The sequence below is a fragment of the Mesorhizobium terrae genome (assembly GCF_008727715.1).
Taxonomy (GTDB): Bacteria; Pseudomonadota; Alphaproteobacteria; order Rhizobiales; family Rhizobiaceae; genus Mesorhizobium; species Mesorhizobium terrae.
This window is the reverse complement of the sequence record NZ_CP044218.1, coordinates 5,287,736-5,303,904: the sequence shown is the minus strand read 5'-3', so window position 1 is coordinate 5,303,904 and position 16,169 is coordinate 5,287,736. Positions and strand designations below refer to the sequence as shown.

The 16,169-nt window shown below is 63.6% G+C and carries 18 protein-coding genes; 13 read left to right on the top strand and 5 right to left on the bottom strand.

All coding sequences use genetic code 11. The features are described 5' to 3' along the window. Nucleotides 1-120 precede the first annotated feature (120 nt). The 5 genes from FZF13_RS26730 to FZF13_RS26710 all read left to right on the top strand — a co-directional run bounded on the left by FZF13_RS26730 (nucleotide 121) and on the right by FZF13_RS26710 (nucleotide 4,102). A complete protein-coding gene (locus tag FZF13_RS26730) occupies nucleotides 121-939 on the top strand; it encodes an enoyl-CoA hydratase (RefSeq protein WP_024923847.1) in 819 nt (272 codons plus the stop codon). 55 nt (nucleotides 940-994) lie between these two features. Beyond that, nucleotides 995-1,759 carry a GNAT family N-acetyltransferase gene (locus FZF13_RS26725; protein WP_024923846.1) on the top strand — a complete coding sequence of 255 codons (765 nt, stop codon included), beginning with the start codon at nucleotides 995-997 and terminating at the stop codon, nucleotides 1,757-1,759. Beyond that, nucleotides 1,756-2,277, top strand: coding sequence for a CoA-binding protein (locus FZF13_RS26720; RefSeq protein WP_024923845.1), 522 nt, complete (start codon nucleotides 1,756-1,758; stop codon nucleotides 2,275-2,277). The genes FZF13_RS26725 and FZF13_RS26720 overlap by 4 nt, the downstream gene beginning before the upstream one ends. 146 nt (nucleotides 2,278-2,423) lie before the next feature. Then, a complete protein-coding gene (locus FZF13_RS26715; protein ID WP_024923844.1) occupies nucleotides 2,424-3,707 on the top strand; it encodes an O-acetylhomoserine aminocarboxypropyltransferase in 1,284 nt (427 codons plus the stop codon). Nucleotides 3,708-3,751: 44 nt separating this feature from the next. After that, complete coding sequence (locus FZF13_RS26710) at nucleotides 3,752-4,102, top strand: cupin domain-containing protein (RefSeq protein WP_024923843.1); 351 nt, start codon at nucleotides 3,752-3,754, stop codon at nucleotides 4,100-4,102. Between the two features lie 104 nt (nucleotides 4,103-4,206). Here FZF13_RS26710 and FZF13_RS26705 read toward each other — a convergent pair whose 3' ends face one another. Next, nucleotides 4,207-5,262 (bottom strand): DMT family transporter, encoded by a 1,056-nt coding sequence (locus tag FZF13_RS26705; protein ID WP_024923842.1) that lies wholly within the window; start codon nucleotides 5,260-5,262, stop codon nucleotides 4,207-4,209. Nucleotides 5,263-5,575: 313 nt separating this feature from the next. Then, a complete protein-coding gene (locus FZF13_RS26700; protein ID WP_024923841.1) occupies nucleotides 5,576-6,388 on the bottom strand; it encodes a methyltransferase domain-containing protein in 813 nt (270 codons plus the stop codon). 292 nt (nucleotides 6,389-6,680) lie between these two features. Here FZF13_RS26700 and FZF13_RS26695 point away from each other — a divergent pair, with 292 nt between their 5' ends. Continuing rightward, a complete protein-coding gene (locus FZF13_RS26695; protein ID WP_051504864.1) occupies nucleotides 6,681-7,556 on the top strand; it encodes a metallophosphoesterase in 876 nt (291 codons plus the stop codon). 55 nt (nucleotides 7,557-7,611) lie between these two features. Here the strand turns inward: FZF13_RS26695 and FZF13_RS26690 are convergent, their stop codons facing one another. Beyond that, complete coding sequence (locus FZF13_RS26690; RefSeq protein ID WP_024923839.1) at nucleotides 7,612-8,859, bottom strand: cytochrome P450; 1,248 nt, start codon at nucleotides 8,857-8,859, stop codon at nucleotides 7,612-7,614. Nucleotides 8,860-8,869: 10 nt separating this feature from the next. Further along, the gene (locus FZF13_RS26685) at nucleotides 8,870-9,208 is read right to left on the bottom strand and encodes a barstar family protein (protein ID WP_024923838.1); all 339 of its coding nucleotides are present in this window, start codon (nucleotides 9,206-9,208) and stop codon (nucleotides 8,870-8,872) included. A gap of 59 nt (nucleotides 9,209-9,267) precedes the next feature. On the opposite strand from FZF13_RS26685, the gene FZF13_RS26680 reads away from it, so the two are divergent. The 5 genes from FZF13_RS26680 to FZF13_RS26660 all read left to right on the top strand — a co-directional run bounded on the left by FZF13_RS26680 (nucleotide 9,268) and on the right by FZF13_RS26660 (nucleotide 12,935). Next, nucleotides 9,268-10,371: an NAD(P)/FAD-dependent oxidoreductase gene (locus tag FZF13_RS26680; RefSeq protein ID WP_024923837.1), complete on the top strand. Its 1,104-nt coding sequence runs from the start codon at nucleotides 9,268-9,270 to the stop codon at nucleotides 10,369-10,371. Between the two features lie 277 nt (nucleotides 10,372-10,648). After that, nucleotides 10,649-10,978, top strand: coding sequence for a PadR family transcriptional regulator (locus FZF13_RS26675; RefSeq protein WP_024923836.1), 330 nt, complete (start codon nucleotides 10,649-10,651; stop codon nucleotides 10,976-10,978). 2 nt (nucleotides 10,979-10,980) lie between these two features. After that, nucleotides 10,981-11,358: a DUF1048 domain-containing protein gene (locus tag FZF13_RS26670; protein WP_024923835.1), complete on the top strand. Its 378-nt coding sequence runs from the start codon at nucleotides 10,981-10,983 to the stop codon at nucleotides 11,356-11,358. Then, complete coding sequence (locus FZF13_RS26665; protein WP_024923834.1) at nucleotides 11,355-12,164, top strand: ABC transporter ATP-binding protein; 810 nt, start codon at nucleotides 11,355-11,357, stop codon at nucleotides 12,162-12,164. The genes FZF13_RS26670 and FZF13_RS26665 overlap by 4 nt, the downstream gene beginning before the upstream one ends. A gap of 9 nt (nucleotides 12,165-12,173) precedes the next feature. Next, nucleotides 12,174-12,935 (top strand): ABC transporter permease, encoded by a 762-nt coding sequence (locus FZF13_RS26660; protein WP_024923833.1) that lies wholly within the window; start codon nucleotides 12,174-12,176, stop codon nucleotides 12,933-12,935. A 150-nt stretch (nucleotides 12,936-13,085) separates the two neighbouring features. Here the strand turns inward: FZF13_RS26660 and FZF13_RS26655 are convergent, their stop codons facing one another. After that, on the bottom strand, nucleotides 13,086-13,676 hold the full coding sequence (locus FZF13_RS26655; protein ID WP_024923832.1) for a hypothetical protein: 591 nt from the start codon (nucleotides 13,674-13,676) through the stop codon (nucleotides 13,086-13,088). A gap of 241 nt (nucleotides 13,677-13,917) precedes the next feature. Here FZF13_RS26655 and clpP point away from each other — a divergent pair, with 241 nt between their 5' ends. Together clpP and clpX are read left to right on the top strand one after the other, a co-directional pair. After that, nucleotides 13,918-14,547, top strand: coding sequence for an ATP-dependent Clp endopeptidase proteolytic subunit ClpP (gene clpP, locus FZF13_RS26650; protein ID WP_024923831.1), 630 nt, complete (start codon nucleotides 13,918-13,920; stop codon nucleotides 14,545-14,547). A gap of 302 nt (nucleotides 14,548-14,849) precedes the next feature. Beyond that, complete coding sequence (clpX, locus tag FZF13_RS26645; RefSeq protein ID WP_024923830.1) at nucleotides 14,850-16,124, top strand: ATP-dependent Clp protease ATP-binding subunit ClpX; 1,275 nt, start codon at nucleotides 14,850-14,852, stop codon at nucleotides 16,122-16,124. Nucleotides 16,125-16,169: the final 45 nt, after the last annotated feature.

Below are 16,169 nucleotides of genomic sequence, written 5' to 3'. Positions count from 1 at the left end.
GTTATGATCTTGCAGGGGTGAGAAAGCACGGCGGAAGCCTTTCCTTCAACCGGCAGCGTGCTAGTTCTTTTGTTCCATGGTGGCCGTCGCCGCCGACTGAATGAATTGCGGAGATCACGCGTGGCCGAAATCGTCGCCATCAAGACCGAGCCTGCCGGGCCCGTGTTTGCCGAACAGGCCAATGGCATCGCAAGGCTGACGCTGGCGAGCCCGCCGGCCAATGCGCTGTCGCTTTCGGTGATGGCCGCCCTGCAGGCCGAGCTCGACCGGCTGCGCGACGATCGTTCCGTGCGTGTCATCATCCTGGCCGCCTCGGGCAAGGTGTTCTGCGCCGGGCATGATCTCAAGGAACTCACCGCGCATCGCGGCGAAGCCGACCGGGGCAGGGCGTTTTTCGAAAAGACCTTCGCCGCCTGCTCGGCGCTGATGCAGACTATCGTGCATCATCCGAAGCCCGTGATCGCGGCGGTCGACGGGTTGGCCACCGCCGCCGGCCTGCAACTGGTCGCAAGCTGCGACCTGGCGATAGCCTCGCACGAGGCGACCTTCTGCACGCCGGGCGTCAACATCGGCCTGTTCTGCTCGACGCCGATGGTGGCGCTGTCGCGCAACGTCTCGCGCAAGCAGGCGATGGAAATGCTTTTAACCGGCGAGACCATCGATGCCACCACCGCCAAGGATTTCGGTCTCGTCAACCGCATCGTGCCGCGCGAATACTTGAATCAGGTCGTGACCAAATACGCGCAAACCATTGCTTCGAAATCGCCTTTGACCATCCAAACCGGCAAGGAAGCCTTCTACCGTCAGGCGGAAATGGGGCTTTCAGACGCCTATGCCTATGCTGGCCGCGTGATGGTGGACAACATGCTGGCGCGCGATGCGGAAGAAGGCATCAGCGCCTTCATCGGCAAGCGGCAGCCGGAGTGGAAGGGCGAGTGAAGCGGCCGGCTGTGGCCGTGTCGTTCGTTTCGCATCTCCTGGCGACTTGTCCCGCATGAAAAACAGCCCCGTCCTCGATATCCGGCCCAACACCGTCTGGCATGTCGAGGAGGCGTGCCGGCAGGCATGGCCGGCGGCGGTCGAGCAACTTGCCGACGGCTGGCTGCTCAGGCGTTCGGGCGGCGGCATCCGGCGCACTAATTCAGCCAACCCGCTTGCCGGCGAGCGCCATTGCGATGCCGGTCTGATCGACCGCGTCGAGACCTTCTATCGCGGCTTTCGCCAAATGCCGGTGTTTCGCCTCACCGATTTCACCCGCGAGATTTCCACCGAGCTCGACCGGCGCGGCTACACCATCGAGGCCAGCACGCGCACGCTGCTTGCCTTGCTGGCCGGCCAATCCGCGCTGGATGCCGAGGCTACTGTCGTGACCACGGAGCCGACCGAAAGCTGGTTCGACCTGCGCGACCGGCTGGCCAAGGACCCGCTGATTTTCCGCGACATGGTGGCATCGATCGGCCTGCCCAAGGCCTTCGCTTCATCGCGCGCCGGCGGGCGCACCGCCTCCATCGCCTATGGCGTACTCTGCCATGGCATGCTGGTGGTCGAATCGGTCGCCACTCATCCCGATCATCGCGGCAAGGGGCTCGCCAGGCGCACGGTCGGCGCGCTGATGAACTGGGCGCAAGGCGCCGGCGCCGACAAGGCCTGCCTGCAGGTTGTGGCCGACAACCATCCGGCTCTTGCGGTTTACCGGGCGTTGGGCTTCAACACCGAACTCTACAGCTATCACTACCGCTTCGCACCGGATGCAGCATGAAACACGATACCTATGACAACGCCTACATCGCCGGCATCCTGAATTCGGTGAAGACCATCGCCATGGTCGGCGCCTCGGCCAACGACGTGCGGCCGAGCTGGTTCGTGCTGAAATACATGCTGGCCAAGGGTTTTTCGGTGTTCCCGATCAATCCCGGCCATGCCGGCAAGGAAATCCTCGGCCGTTTGACCTATGCCAGGCTGGCCGACATCCCCGAGCCGATCGACATGGTCGACATTTTCCGCGCCCCTGCGGCGGTGCCCGGCATCGTCGACGAGGTGCTGGCGCTCGACCCGCTGCCCAAGGTGATCTGGATGCAGCTTGGCGTGCGCCACGACGAGGCGGCCGCCAAGGCGGAAGCCGCCGGCATCAAGGTGGTGATGAACCGCTGCCCCAAGATCGAATATGGCCGCCTGTCCGGCGAGATCGGCTGGACCGGCGTCAATTCCGGCGTGCTGTCGTCCAAAAGGCCGATCATGCGTTCCGGGTTCCAGAGTTTCGGCGTGCGCCAGAAGTAATCCGGAACGTTTTTTCGCGGTTGCGTCGAAACGTTGGCCCGCTGTTCGAAAAATAGCGGTCCAGGGGCAAAATCTTCTTTGCTTTCAGCGCGCCGCTCGCCCAAGAATGCCCGGCGATTTTCAGGGGCTATTTCAGGAGGTTTTCGATGAGCCAGCGCGCACCCGGTTTCAACACGCTCGCGGTTCACGCCGGCGCCAAACCCGATCCGGCCACCGGCGCCCGCGCCACGCCGATCTACCAGACCACCTCCTATGTCTTCGACGATGCCGACCACGCCGCCTCGCTGTTCGGCCTGAAGGCGTTCGGCAACATCTACACCCGCATCATGAACCCGACGCAGGCGGTGCTGGAGGAGCGCGTCGCCGCACTCGAAGGCGGCACGGCCGCACTTGCCGTGGCGTCCGGCCATGCCGCGCAGTTGCTGGTGGCGCATACCTTGCTCAAGTCGGGCGAGAATTTCGTCGCCGCGCGCCGGCTTTACGGCGGTTCGATCAACCAGTTCGGCCATGCCTTCAAGAATTTCGGCTGGGAAGTGCGCTGGGGCGACACCAGCGATCTCTCGACCTTCGAAAAGCAGATCGACGAGAAGACCAAATTCATCTTCACCGAGAGCCTGGCCAACCCGAACGGCGAATTCGTCGACATCGAGGCGCTCGGCGAGCTGGCCCGCAAGCACGGCATTCCGCTCGTCGTCGACAACACGCTGGCCACGCCCTATTTGATGCGGCCGATCGAGCACGGCGCCGACATCGTCGTCCATTCGCTGACCAAGTTCATCGGCGGCCACGGCAATTCGATCGGCGGCGTCATCGTCGACGGCGGCACCTTCGACTGGTCGAAGTCCGGCAAATATCCGATGCTGTCCGAGCCGCGCCCCGAATATGGCGGGCTGGTGCTGCACGAAACCTTCGGCAATTTCGCCTTCGCCATCGCCACCCGCGTGCTTGGCCTGCGCGATTTCGGCCCGGCGATCTCGCCCTTCAACGCCTTCCTGATCCTGACCGGGCTGGAGACGCTGCCGCTCAGAATGCAGCGCCATTGCGACAACGCCGCCGCCGTCGCCGCCTGGCTGTCAAAGCATCCGAAAGTGTCCTGGGTGTCTTATCCCGGCTTGCCGACTGACAAGAACAACGCCCTACAGAAGCGCTATTCGCCGCTTGGCGCCGGTGCCGCGTTCACCTTCGGCCTCAAGGGCGGCTACGATTCCGGCGTCAAGTTCGTCGAGGGGCTGGAACTGTTCTCGCACCTCGCAAATATCGGCGACACCAAGTCGCTGGTCATCCACCCCGCCTCGACCACACACCGCCAGCTCTCCGACGAGCAGAAGGTGGCGGCCGGCGCCGGCCCGGACACGGTGCGCCTGTCGGTCGGCATCGAGAATATCGAGGACATCATCGCCGATCTCGAACAGGCGCTCGCCAAAGCCTGATTGGCATGGCACAGAAGGCTCCGGATCAGACCGGAGCCTTTTTCATGACCGAGCCGAAATTCCTCTCCGTTTCCGTCGACGGCGTCGAGCCCGAACATGGTGCGCCGGCGCCCGACCGGCTGGTCTCGGGCGATCCGAAATTCCGCACCTGGAATGCCGAGGAGCGCGATGGCGGCCTTTACGCCGGCATCTGGGAATCGACCCCCGGCAAATGGCGCATCGTGTATGACGAGTGGGAGTTCTGCCACATCCTCGCCGGCGTCTCGGTGATCGCGGAAGAGGGCGGCGAGGCGCGCACCGTGCGTGCCGGCGACAGTTTCGTTCTGAGACCCGGCTTCAAGGGAAGCTGGGAAGTGCTTGAAACGACTCGCAAGGAATACGTGATCAAGCTCTGATCGCCGCTGCCTATCCGGGCACTCGCCCGGATAGCCTGAAGAAGGTGTGCGGCCTCACCAGCCCGCCCGGATTGGCTACATGGGCGTCAAGAACGGCCATGTCGTCATGGAGATCGCCACCTTGAGGCGAAGGTGTCCCACCGTCCGTGCCGATGTCTTGCCTGCTCATCGATTTCGCCCGCCTGTTCATGGCTTATGCCAAGATCGTCGAGTTGGTGGTCGTCGAGCATTGAGAGCGGTCTTTCTTGTTGCGGGTCGCGCCGATCCGCTTCCGTGCCGGGCGCGTCATAGTTCCGCCGCAGCACGATGATGGCCGCTCCGACGATCATGACTGCTCCGCACCACTGCGGCGGGCTCAGCCGTTCGCCGAGCAAGACAAACGCTCCGATGATCCCGAACACCGGAATGAGGTTGAAGAAGCTGCCGGCGATGCTTGCCGGCATTGAACGCAACGCCCGCAGATAGAGCCAATAGGCGGCGGCGTAATAAAGCAGCCCGGAGACGATGATCGTAGCAATGTCCGATATTGGGATTGTCGCAACGGGTGGCATTTGCGCCGATCGCAGTTCGATCGGCCAGATCGCCAGCATCCAGCCGAAAGCTACCGTCTGTTGCAAGGCGACGGTAAACAACGGATCGGCGTCGATGTTGCGCGCCAGCACCGTGTAGATCGCGCAGCACCATACACCGGCAAGGATGAGGACGACGCCGATATCGGTCGAAAGCGTCGAGCCGCTGGCGACCAGCCCGCTGACCAGGAGCACGCCGATGGTGGCGGCCGCGACCAGCATGGCGAGCTGGCGGTCGACCGGCTCCTTCAGAAAGGTCCAGGCGAGACCGAGGATCAGGATCGGCTCGAACGCCCACAGCAGCGTCGTCACGCTGGCGCTCGTGCTTGTCAGGCCGAACATGCTGAACGTATAGGCCCAGTCGGGATTGAGCAGTCCGAGCAATGCGATCGGCAACAGCAACCGTTGCGGCGGAACCGGCGCGCCGGTCGCGCCGACCGCCAGCCACAGGGCGACGACGCTCGGGGCAAGCTGGAACACAAGAACGGTGACGGGTGGAAACGAGGAAAGCAGGGTTTTGCTGAGGATCGTCCCGAGCGCCCAGCACAGGCACGCTCCGACGATCGCCACGCGTGGCGACAGTGATGGCATGGTAGCCCTCATGAGAAGGTTGAAACGACGGCGATGCGGGAATGCCGACGACTATGCGTCGTCGTCGCACCGATCGTAGGAAGGCCTTCTCTGAGGACGACTGCTCACCGGTTAGCTGACCTTGAACATCCGTTGGTCGCTGATTGCCTTTTGCTTATACCACATCGCGCCGCGGGCGAACATCGAGGTCGCCGTCGCGCGATCCGTGCAGCCTAGGCTGGGAGCAGAGGGGCTGCGATGACGATTGCCGTGCTGGCGCCGGAGCAGGCCACAAGCCACTTGCCGGCACTTGTCGAGATGCCGATCGCTGCACCTATCCCGGCACCCGCCCGGACAGCCTGAAGAAGGTGTGCGAGGTCACCAGCACGTCCGGATTGGCCACATGGGCATCGAGCACGGCCATGTCGTTTTCCAGATCGTCGCTTGCGACAAAACCCTGGTCGACCATCCTGTCGCGCACATTGGTGATGAATTGGTGCAGCATCGGTCGGCGATCGTGACCGGGCGGATAGACATGGTAGACGGCGTCGACATGGATGTCGCGGACGCCAGCTTCGCGGAACAGGCGGTGCGTGCGGCGGCCAACGAACAGGTCGATGCCTTGCGCGGCCGAATAAGCGATGTAGGCGTTGAGCAGCCGATCCCAGGCCGGCAGCGGCGGGTCGCAGAAATGGGCGACGAAATCGGCCTCGAAACTGGCGATCCAGCCGCCGGGCCGCACCAGCGCCACCATTTCGTTCACGATGCGCTGTGGCTCCGGCACGTTGACCAGCACCAGCCGCATATGCGCGCCGTCGAAGGAGCCGCGTTCCAGCCCGGTATCGTAGGCGTCGCCCTCGCGCACTTCCACTTGGGATAATGCATGGTCGGCCACGAAGCGCCGCGCCATCTCGACGAAATGCGGGCTGCGTTCGAGGCCGAGCACCCGTCCGGTCGGGCCGACCCGCTTGCCGAGCAGATGTAGCACGCCGCCCGGACCGCAGCCGAGATCGATGACGCATTCGCCCGGCCTGATGCCGATGCGCTCGAACTGGGCATCGGAATCGGGCGCCAGATTGGCGATCTGCCGTTTCAGCCTGGCTTCCTCGGCCGGGCCGCGGCCGAGCAGATATTTGTCCTGCCGCATGGTGCACGCTCCCCCTCATCGAGACGTACGGCGATGCGAAACTATGCCTGCGAAAAGGCGAGGATAGCACGGAACCGCCACGCTGGCGCAGGGAACTTCGCGCAGCGCTTGTGAACGTGGGGGAGCAGCCCGAGGACTGCGCCGTCAGGCCGGTTTCGGGAAATTCGCGCGGCTCCGTCACCGCGCTGTCATGGCCGCGCGGTAGCCCCAGCCTGTTTTTTCAACAAGCAAGGAGGCTCCAATGCCGACCCGCCGCAACATCCTCCAGGCAGGTGCTGCTACCGCGCTGCTGATGCCCTTCGCGGGCTTCACCGTCTCCCAGGCCGCCGCGCAGAACGGCCCGCTTTTCCGCTTCGGCATCGTTGCCGACCCGCAATACGCGCCGGTGGTGCCGAACCTGAAGCTCAACCGCTATTATTCCAACAGCCTGTGGAAGCTTTCCGAGGCGATAGAGGCCTTCAACAAGGAGGACCTGCAGTTCGTCGCCACGCTTGGCGACATCATCGACCGGCATTGGGAGAGCTACAACCATATCCTGCCGCTCTACGACAAGCTGAGGCACGAGCACTTCTTCCTGCTCGGCAACCATGATTTCGATATCGCCGCCGAATATCTGACCTCCGTCACCCGAACCGTCGGCATGGAGAAGGCCTATTACGACTTCACCGGCGGCGGTTACCGTTTCATCGTGCTGGACGGCAACGACGTCAGCCTGTTCGCACCGCCGAAGGACGACCCGCGCCGCGACATCGCCGCCAAGCGGCTGGAGGAGTTGACCGCCAAGGGCGCCGTCAACGCGCAGACATGGAACGGCTCGCTCGGCGATGCACAGTTCGCCTGGCTGGGCGAAACGATGAAGAAGGCGCAGCTCGCCGGCGAAAAAGTGATCGTCATGGGCCACTACCCGGTGTTCCCGGTGAACGAACACAATATGTGGGATTCGGAGCGGGTCGTGGAGTTGCTGACCGGCTTCGACAATTTCGTCGCCTATTTCAACGGCCACAACCACGCCGGCAACTATGGCGAGGTCAAGGGCAAGCATTTCCTCAACTTCAAGGGCATGGTCGATACCCCGGCCGAAACAGCCTATTCGGTGGTCGAAGTCTATGCAGACAAGATCGAGGTTCGTGGCCTCGGCCGCGAGCAGAGCCGCACGCTCAAGATCTGAGCGGTCTGATCCGCTGGCAAAACCCGATCCGCGCCATGCGGGTCGGGTTTTTCTTTCACCGCTGGACCGAAAGTTTTTCCAGCCCGTGGAAGTGATAGGTGTCGCGGAACTGCGGCTTCTCGGCAAAGCTCAGCGTCGGCAGGCGCTCGAACAGCGTCTTCAGCGAAACCTGCAATTCCAGCCGCGCCAGTGGCGCGCCGATGCAGAAATGGATGCCGGCGCCGAAGGACACGTTCTTCTGGTCGCCGCGCCCCGGAGTGAAGGCGTCGGGCTCCGCGAAGGCCGACGGGTCGCGATTGGCCATGCCAAGCAGCAGGCCGACCTGCTCGCCGGGCTTCACCGTCACACCGGGCACCACCTCGATCTCCTGATAGGCGTAGCGCGTGAACATGTGCAGCGGCGCGTCATAACGCAGGCATTCCTCCACCGTGGCGGCGGTCGCTTCGGGCGAGGTGAAGAAGCGAGACGGGTCGCCGCCCTGGGAAAGGATCGAGCGCACCGCATTGCCGGTCTGGTGCACGGTCGCCTCGTGGCCGGCATTGAGCAGGAGGATCGTCGAGGAGACCAGTTCGTCCTCGCTCAGCTTCTGGCCGTCCTCCTGCGCCGAGATCAGCAGCGACAGAAGATCGTCGCCCGGCTGCTTGCGCCGCTCGGTGACATAGCCGCGCAGGAAGTCGGAAAATTCGCGCGTGGCGCGGTTGGCTCTGTCCTCGGTCTCGCGGGTGCGGCCGTGCATGTACATGGCCACCATATCGTGCGACCAGTCGAGCAACTGCGGCCCCATCTCCACCGGAACGCCGAGCATTTCGGCGATGATGGTGATCGGCAGCGGCGCGGCATAGGCAGGCAGAAGGTCGACCGGCTTGCCCGGCTCGAAACGGTCGATCAGTTCGTTGGCGAGTACCTCGACGCGTGGCCGCAGCCGCTCCACCTGGCGCGAGACGAAGGCGCGGTTGACCAGCGTGCGCAGCCTGGTGTGTACCGGCGGTTCCAGCTCCAGCATCGAGTTCGCCTCGATGGCGTCGAAGTCTGTGAGGTGGCTGCGGTCCTGGTCGAGGCCGCGACTGTCGGGAATGCCGGCCGGGTTCTGCCGGCCGAAGCGGCGGTCGCGCAGCAGGCCGTTCACCGTGTCGTAGCCGCCCAGGCACCAGAAGCCGAATTCCTTCCAGAAAAAGGCCGGGCTCTCGGCATGCAGCCAGGCATAGGCCGCATAGGGGTTCTGCACGAAGGCCGGCTCATGCGGGTCGAGGCTCAGATGCCGGGTGGCGGGGTCGAAGGAGAGATAGGCTGGCTTGCTCGGCATATGTCGGGTCTCAGGCTGCGAAGGAAAGGCTCAGGATGGCGGCGGCACCCGCCTCGATGCGTCGCCAGTTCACGAAGGCCGCACTTTCGCAGAGTGCCGCGAGCAAATCCGGCCGTCGGCGTTTCAGCGCCTCGGCCTCGCTCAAATGAATGACGACGATGCCGCCTTCTTCCACATGGATGGCGGAAAGGCCAGCGCCGGGTTCGTCCAGATGCGACATGCAATCGATCCAGGCATCCCAATTGCGGCCGTAAAAAGCCGGAAAGCCAAAGGTTTGCGCGAAACGATCATGCAGATCGGCGGTGTCATTGATCTGCGAACAGTCGACGCGGACGAGGCGATGTTGCAAGACATGCTCCTGAGTGGCGAAATGATCAGACTTTCCCGCACAAGGGGGCACGTGCCAACATGAATGTCATCGTCGTCGGCGCCGGTATTGCCGGTCTCTCCACGGCCTGGTCGCTGATCAAGGCGGGCTACGGCGTAACCATTCTGGAGCAGGGGCCGATCCCCAATCCGCTCGCCGCCTCCGGCGATCATCACCGCATCATCCGCCGCGCCTATCGTGCCGGCACCGGCTATGGCCAGCTGATCAGCGAGGCCTATGCGGTGTGGGAGGAGTTGTGGAGCGATCTTGGCGAGAACCATCTCGACCAGCGCGGTTTCCTGTGTGTGTCGCGCGAGCCGGGCGACGAGGCCGAGGAATACCGGGAAGGCATGGAGGCGGGCGGCTGGCCGATCGAGCTCATGGACCCGGCGGCCGCGGTCAAGCGCTGGCCGTTCCTTGAGGCCGGCACCTTCCGCTACGCCTATTTCTCGCCGGACGGCGGCGCACTGCATTGCCGCAGGATCGCGGCGGGGCTGGCCCGGTGGCTGCGCTCCCATGGCGCCGACGTGCGCGAGAACTGCAAGGTGACGGCGGTCGATGCCGAGGCCGGCCGGGTCACGCTTGCCAGTGGCGAAACCCTGCATGCCGGCCGGGTGGTGGTCACCGCCGGCGCCTGGGTGCTGAAACTGTTTCCCGAGCTCGGCACCGAACTCAAGACCTATCGCACCGCGCTCGCTTATGTCGATCCGCCGGCGGACCTGAAGGCCGCCTGGGAGGCCGCTCCGGTCATCCTCGATATCGGCGGCAAGACCGACGGCTACATGATCCCGCCGACACGCGGCACCGGCATGAAGTTCGGCTCCGGCCTGCACAAGGTGCCGACGAGCGACGCCGACTGGAACCGCGTGCCGGTGCCGGGAGAGGGCGAGCAGATCCGCGACCTGTTTTCGCCGCCCATCGCCCGCATCGACGAGTATCGCGTCACCGAGGTGGTGACCTGCGCCTACACCTTCACCGCCGATGAAAAGTTCCTGGCCCGCGAAAAGGGCCATTGCCTGATCGTCTCGCCCTGTTCCGGCCACGGCTACAAATTCGGCGCCGCCGTCGGGCGGCGGGTGGCGCGGTCGGTTGACGACGGCGACATTGCCGGGCTCAAGCGCTGGCTGCGCGCCGAATTGGCGTAACGTGCACGCCGGGGGCGTGTCGATCGCCGCGTAGGCGGCGCCTGCGCGGCACCGCCAACCCAAATCCTGAAATCGAATCTGTGAACGCTGGTCCTCTGGGGGCGGCGCGCAGCCGCATGCGCCGGCCGTGCGGTCGCTGCGCCAGCCATGGCGCAACCCGTTGGCGGCCGGCCTGACCACGCGCCGCCCCGCGGACGAATTTTGTCCCGTTGACATTGCTATTCATTGACACTAAGTACCAGTAGTCAGTAACGCTTAGTAGGTAGGAAAGAGGCGCATGGGCAAGCAGATGACGGAAATGCTCAAGGGCACGCTGGAGGGTATCGTTCTCGCGATCCTGTCGATGCAGGCCGCGTATGGCTACGAGATCACGGCGCGGCTGCGCGAGCAGGGTTTCACCGACATCGCCGAAGGCACCGTCTACGCGCTGCTCGTCAGGATCGAGCAGCGCGGCCTCGTCGATGTGGAAAAGGTCCCCTCGGAGAAGGGCCCGCCACGCAAGGTCTACACCCTCAACGCGCAGGGGCGGGACTATCTCGACGAATTCTGGAGGACCTGGGGCTTCCTCACCGAACGGCTCGAACAGCTCAACACGGAAAGGAAATAGACATGGCCAAAGGATGGCTCGAACTGATCGCGGGGTCGCTCGAAGAAAAGAAGCGATACCGCCAATACAAGGCGCGCACGCAACAGCTTCCCGCCAATTACCGCGAGGCGGTCGAGGCGATCGACCGGTACCTGATGTATTTCGGCGGGATTACGAAAGGGGATGTGCTGGTGAAGATGACGGAGGATCTCATCGATCTCTTCGAGCAAAGTGCCGCGATCGGAACCCCGATCCGCGCGATCGTCGGCGAAGACCCGGTGGAATTCGTCGAGACGTTTCTCGAGAATTACGCGGATGGCCGCTGGATCAACAAGGAGCGGAAGCGGCTGATCGACACCATCGATCGCGTTGCTGGAAAACCGGAAGGGGCTGTTCAATGATGGCTCATCAGGCACAGGCGATCCGCGTGCGGGGCCTGGAGAAGTCGTACGAGGCACTGCATGTGCTGCGCGGCGTCGACTTCGACGTGGCGCGGGGCAGCATCTTTGCCCTGCTCGGCTCGAACGGGGCAGGCAAGACCACGGTGGTCAAGATACTGTCCACGCTTATCAAGGCCGACGCCGGCGCGGGCAGCGTCAACGGCTTCGATGTCGCCACGCAGGCGCAGAGCGTGCGGGAGACCGTCAGTCTCACCGGCCAGTTCGCGGCCGTCGATGAAATCCTCAGCGGGCGCGAGAACCTCATCCTGGTCGCCCGGCTGCGGCACCTCGACGATCCGGACAAGGTCGCCGACGACCTGCTCCAGCGTTTTTCGCTGACCGAGGCGGCGGCGCGCAAAGTGTCGACCTATTCCGGCGGCATGCGCCGGCGCCTCGACATCGCCATGAGCCTCATCGGCAACCCGCCGGTGATCTTCCTCGACGAGCCGACGACCGGGCTCGATCCGCAGGCGCGCCTCGAAGTGTGGCAGGCGGTCAGGGAACTCGCATCGCAGGGCACAACGGTGCTTTTGACGACGCAGTATCTGGATGAGGCCGAACAGCTCGCCGACCGCATCGCCATCCTGCACAAGGGCCGGATCATCGTGAACGGCACGCTGGCCGAGCTCAAGCAGCTGCTGCCGGCCACCACGATCGAATATGTCGAGAAACAGCCGACGCTGGAGGAGGTCTTCCTTGCCGTTATCGGCAACGACGATGCCGCCGGCAATGACAACGCGGCGGCCAACAGCCGCAGGGATAACTGAGGAACGACGATGACCACGCACTTTTTCGGCGATACTGCCGTCCTCTTGGGACGCTCGCTACGCCACATCGCCCGCAGCCCCGACACCATCATCACGACCACGATCATGCCGGTCGCCTTCATGCTGTTGTTCGTCTACGTCTTCGGCGGCGCCATCAATACCGGGGCGGCTTCCTATGTGAACTACCAGTTGCCCGGCATCCTGCTCATCACTATCGCCTCGGGCATCGCCTACACCGCGTTTCGGCTCTTCGTGGACATGAAAAGCGGCATCTTCGAGCGGTTCCAGTCGATGCCGATCGCCCGTTCGTCGGTGCTGTGGGCGCATGTGCTGACCTCGCTGGTCGCCAATCTGATCTCGCTTGGCGTCGTCCTACTGGTCGCTCTCATCATGGGTTTCCGCTCGGGAGCGGGCGTAGCGGCATGGCTTGGCGTCGCCGGCATCCTGATCCTGTTCACCCTGGCGCTGACCTGGGTCGCGGTGATCGCCGGTCTCTCGGCAAAATCCATCGACGGCGCCACCGGGTTTTCCTACCCACTCATCTTCCTGCCGATGCTGAGTTCGGCCTTCGTGCCGACACACACGATGCCCGGCCCGGTGCGCGCCTTCGCCGAGAACCAGCCGGTGACGGCTATCGTCAACGCCATTCGCGGCCTGTTCGCCGGGCAACCGGTCGGCGCCGACATCTGGGTTGCACTAGCCTGGTGTATCGGCATCCTCGTCGTCGCCTACGCTTTCGCCATGGCCACCTATCGCCGCAAGATCGCGTAGTCGCGGGTAGTATTGGGGCGGCGCGGACATTGAATGATGCTCCCGCCTGCGAAGATCTTCCTGCAAGACCTGCGACCGCCAGGACGAAAGCCGCCAACGGAAAAAAGCCGGGTCAGCGACCCGGCTCTTCCATCTCTATGACAAAACCGCTCAGTACTGGCAGTGGTTGCGAATGTGCACCCGGCGCCAGCCGGCCTCGCCTTCGGAGACCATCACCCTGCGCGCGACGCGCTGGTAGGTCGGCGGCACTTCCAGCACGCGCTGGGTTTCCTCCTGCACCACCACCTGTTCGGTCTGGTAGCCATATTCGGCGGGGATGACGACGCGGCGGCGGGCCTCCGGCTGGACGACGACCCTTTCGGCCACTTGCTCGTAGCGCGGCTTGTATTGGACCTTGCACAGCACCCGGCGGCCGTTGATGACGCGCCATTCCCAGCCATAACCGCCGTCGGAGACCTGGACGGTGCGGTAGCGGGTCTCAACCACGGCCGGCACCACTTCGTAGGTGACGCGCGCGGGGCGGATCATCACTTCGCGCTGGCGGGTTCCATAGATGGCGGGCGTCCGCACCACGCGGCTGTAGCCGGGGCTGACCTGGACCTCGCCGTAGACAGTGTCGTAGACCGGCTGCGTCCTGTACGGCTCGTAGCACTCGATCGCGCGGCCGCCGGCCACGGTTTCGGAGGCGGTACCGAGCACGATCAGTGCGGACACGGCCAGCGAAAGCTGCTTCTTCAACATATGCCACCCCTTTTTACGCGTACTGACGCCGCTCGCTGCAACTTTAGCGAAAGGCGAAGGCCGGAAAAGCGAATTCTTTAAAATTCGTTAACGCCGGCGCCGCCCGCGAAAATGCGCTGGCCGGATGGCTAGGCCGACCGGTCTTGCGCTAAGGTGAGGCGGCATCCTATTTACGGACACGACAGTCAGCATCGATTCCGCGCGTCCGCCGCGGAAATCCCATCCAGGCAAGGGACCATTTATGAAGAGCCCACTCGAAACCTACATGAACCTCGTTCCGATGGTGGTCGAGCAGACCAATCGCGGCGAGCGGGCCTACGACATCTTCTCGCGGCTCCTGAAGGAGCGCATCATCTTCATCACCGGCCCGGTCGAAGACGGCATGGCGACGCTGGTGTGCGCGCAGCTTCTGTTCCTCGAAGCCGAGAACCCGAAGAAAGAGATCAACCTCTACATCAACTCGCCGGGCGGCGTGGTGACTTCCGGCATGGCCATCTACGACACCATGCAGTTCATCAAGCCGGCGGTATCGACGCTGTGCATCGGCCAGGCGGCCTCGATGGGCTCGCTGCTTCTGTGCGCCGGCCACAAGGACATGCGTTTCGCCACGCCGAACGCCCGGATCATGGTTCACCAGCCTTCCGGCGGCTTCCAGGGCCAGGCCTCCGATATCGAGCGCCACGCCCAGGACATCATCAAGCTGAAGCGCCGCCTCAACGAGGTCTACGTCAAGCACACCGGCAAGGACTACGAGACGATCGAGAAGACGCTCGACCGCGATCATTTCATGACCGCCGACGAAGCCCGGGATTTCGGCCTCATCGACAAGGTCATCGAAAGCCGCGATCCGGTCGAGGCTTCCGCAGCCTGAAACCGAAGACGTTAAAATGGCAGTTGCTGGCCGCAGACCACGCTTTTGGTGTGGTTTGCGGCATTTCGGCCACAATTGGCTGTTTCCTCGACTGCGGCGATTGCCTACGTTAAGGCTATGTTGATTTTCGGCGGCTTAGCTTTCAGCGGGGTTGCAGGAATCATTGCCACGTTTTCTGATTTGTGTTTCGTACGGAATGCGTTGCAGGAGCCAGACCACTGGCCGGCGCGGAATCCCGCGATAGATAATTAGGTGTGCCATACGCCAAAGCATCGGCGGGTGCCCATGAAAGGACTGGGACGATGAGTAAGGTCAGCAACAGCGGCGGTGATTCCAAGAACACCCTCTATTGCTCCTTCTGCGGCAAGAGCCAGCACGAAGTGCGCAAGCTGATCGCCGGCCCGACGGTGTTCATCTGCGACGAATGCGTCGAACTGTGCATGGACATCATCCGCGAGGAGAACAAGACCTCGATGGTGAAGTCGCGCGAAGGCGTGCCGACACCGCAGGAAATCCTCAAGGTTCTGGACGACTACGTCATCGGCCAGCCCTACGCCAAGCGCGTGCTGTCGGTGGCGGTCCACAATCACTACAAGCGCCTGGCGCATGCCGGCAAGAACAACGACGTCGAACTGGCGAAGTCGAACATCCTTTTGATCGGCCCGACCGGCTGCGGCAAGACGCTGCTCGCCCAAACGCTGGCCCGCATCATCGACGTGCCCTTCACCATGGCCGACGCCACGACGCTCACCGAAGCCGGTTATGTCGGCGAGGACGTCGAAAACATCATCCTGAAGCTGCTGCAGTCGGCCGACTACAATGTCGAGCGCGCCCAGCGCGGCATCGTCTACATCGACGAAATCGACAAGATTTCGCGCAAGTCGGACAACCCCTCGATCACCCGCGACGTGTCGGGCGAGGGCGTGCAGCAGGCGCTTCTGAAGATCATGGAAGGCACCGTTGCTTCCGTGCCGCCGCAGGGCGGCCGCAAGCACCCGCAGCAGGAGTTCCTGCAGGTCGACACCGCCAATATCCTGTTCATCTGCGGCGGCGCCTTCGCCGGCCTGGACAAGATCATCTCCGACCGCGGCCGCAAGACTTCGATCGGCTTCGGCGCGACGGTTGCCTCGCCGGAAGATCGCCGCACCGGTGATCTGTTCCGCCAGGTCGAGCCCGAGGATCTGCTGAAATTCGGCCTGATCCCGGAATTCGTCGGCCGTCTGCCGGTTCTGGCGACGCTTGAGGACCTCGATGAACCTGCTCTGATACAGATCCTGACCGAGCCGAAGAACGCGCTGGTCAAGCAGTATCAGCGGCTGTTCGAGATGGAGAATGTGGACCTGACCTTCCACGAGAACGCACTGTCGGCTATCGCCAAGCGCGCCATCGAGCGCAAGACCGGCGCGCGCGGCCTGCGCTCCATCATGGAAGCGATCCTGCTCGACACCATGTTCGAGCTGCCGGCGCTGGAAGGCGTTCGCGAAGTCGTGATTTCGGAAGAGGTCGTCTCGGGCAACGCCCGGCCGCTCTACATCTATTCCGAACAGAAGGAAAAGAAGGGCAACGTCAGCGCCTGACGTGCCTTCCTCCAGGGTTGGAACGGCGCCGAAAGGCGCCGTTTT

What these genes read in the sequence shown, in the direction of transcription:
- FZF13_RS26725 (WP_024923846.1), top strand. Translation starts at nt 995, where the DNA reads ATGAAAAACAGCCCCGTCCTCGATATCCGGCCCAACACCGTCTGGCAT.
- FZF13_RS26720 (WP_024923845.1), top strand. Translation starts at nt 1,756, where the DNA reads ATGAAACACGATACCTATGACAACGCCTACATCGCCGGCATCCTGAAT.
- FZF13_RS26715 (WP_024923844.1), top strand. Translation starts at nt 2,424, where the DNA reads ATGAGCCAGCGCGCACCCGGTTTCAACACGCTCGCGGTTCACGCCGGC.
- FZF13_RS26710 (WP_024923843.1), top strand. Translation starts at nt 3,752, where the DNA reads ATGACCGAGCCGAAATTCCTCTCCGTTTCCGTCGACGGCGTCGAGCCC.
- FZF13_RS26705 (WP_024923842.1), bottom strand. Translation starts at nt 5,262, where the DNA reads ATGCCATCACTGTCGCCACGCGTGGCGATCGTCGGAGCGTGCCTGTGC.
- FZF13_RS26700 (WP_024923841.1), bottom strand. Translation starts at nt 6,388, where the DNA reads ATGCGGCAGGACAAATATCTGCTCGGCCGCGGCCCGGCCGAGGAAGCC.
- FZF13_RS26695 (WP_051504864.1), top strand. Translation starts at nt 6,681, where the DNA reads ATGCCCTTCGCGGGCTTCACCGTCTCCCAGGCCGCCGCGCAGAACGGC.
- FZF13_RS26690 (WP_024923839.1), bottom strand. Translation starts at nt 8,859, where the DNA reads ATGCCGAGCAAGCCAGCCTATCTCTCCTTCGACCCCGCCACCCGGCAT.
- FZF13_RS26680 (WP_024923837.1), top strand. Translation starts at nt 9,268, where the DNA reads ATGAATGTCATCGTCGTCGGCGCCGGTATTGCCGGTCTCTCCACGGCC.
- FZF13_RS26675 (WP_024923836.1), top strand. Translation starts at nt 10,649, where the DNA reads ATGGGCAAGCAGATGACGGAAATGCTCAAGGGCACGCTGGAGGGTATC.
- FZF13_RS26670 (WP_024923835.1), top strand. Translation starts at nt 10,981, where the DNA reads ATGGCCAAAGGATGGCTCGAACTGATCGCGGGGTCGCTCGAAGAAAAG.
- FZF13_RS26665 (WP_024923834.1), top strand. Translation starts at nt 11,355, where the DNA reads ATGATGGCTCATCAGGCACAGGCGATCCGCGTGCGGGGCCTGGAGAAG.
- FZF13_RS26660 (WP_024923833.1), top strand. Translation starts at nt 12,174, where the DNA reads ATGACCACGCACTTTTTCGGCGATACTGCCGTCCTCTTGGGACGCTCG.
- FZF13_RS26655 (WP_024923832.1), bottom strand. Translation starts at nt 13,676, where the DNA reads ATGTTGAAGAAGCAGCTTTCGCTGGCCGTGTCCGCACTGATCGTGCTC.
- clpP (WP_024923831.1), top strand. Translation starts at nt 13,918, where the DNA reads ATGAAGAGCCCACTCGAAACCTACATGAACCTCGTTCCGATGGTGGTC.
- clpX (WP_024923830.1), top strand. Translation starts at nt 14,850, where the DNA reads ATGAGTAAGGTCAGCAACAGCGGCGGTGATTCCAAGAACACCCTCTAT.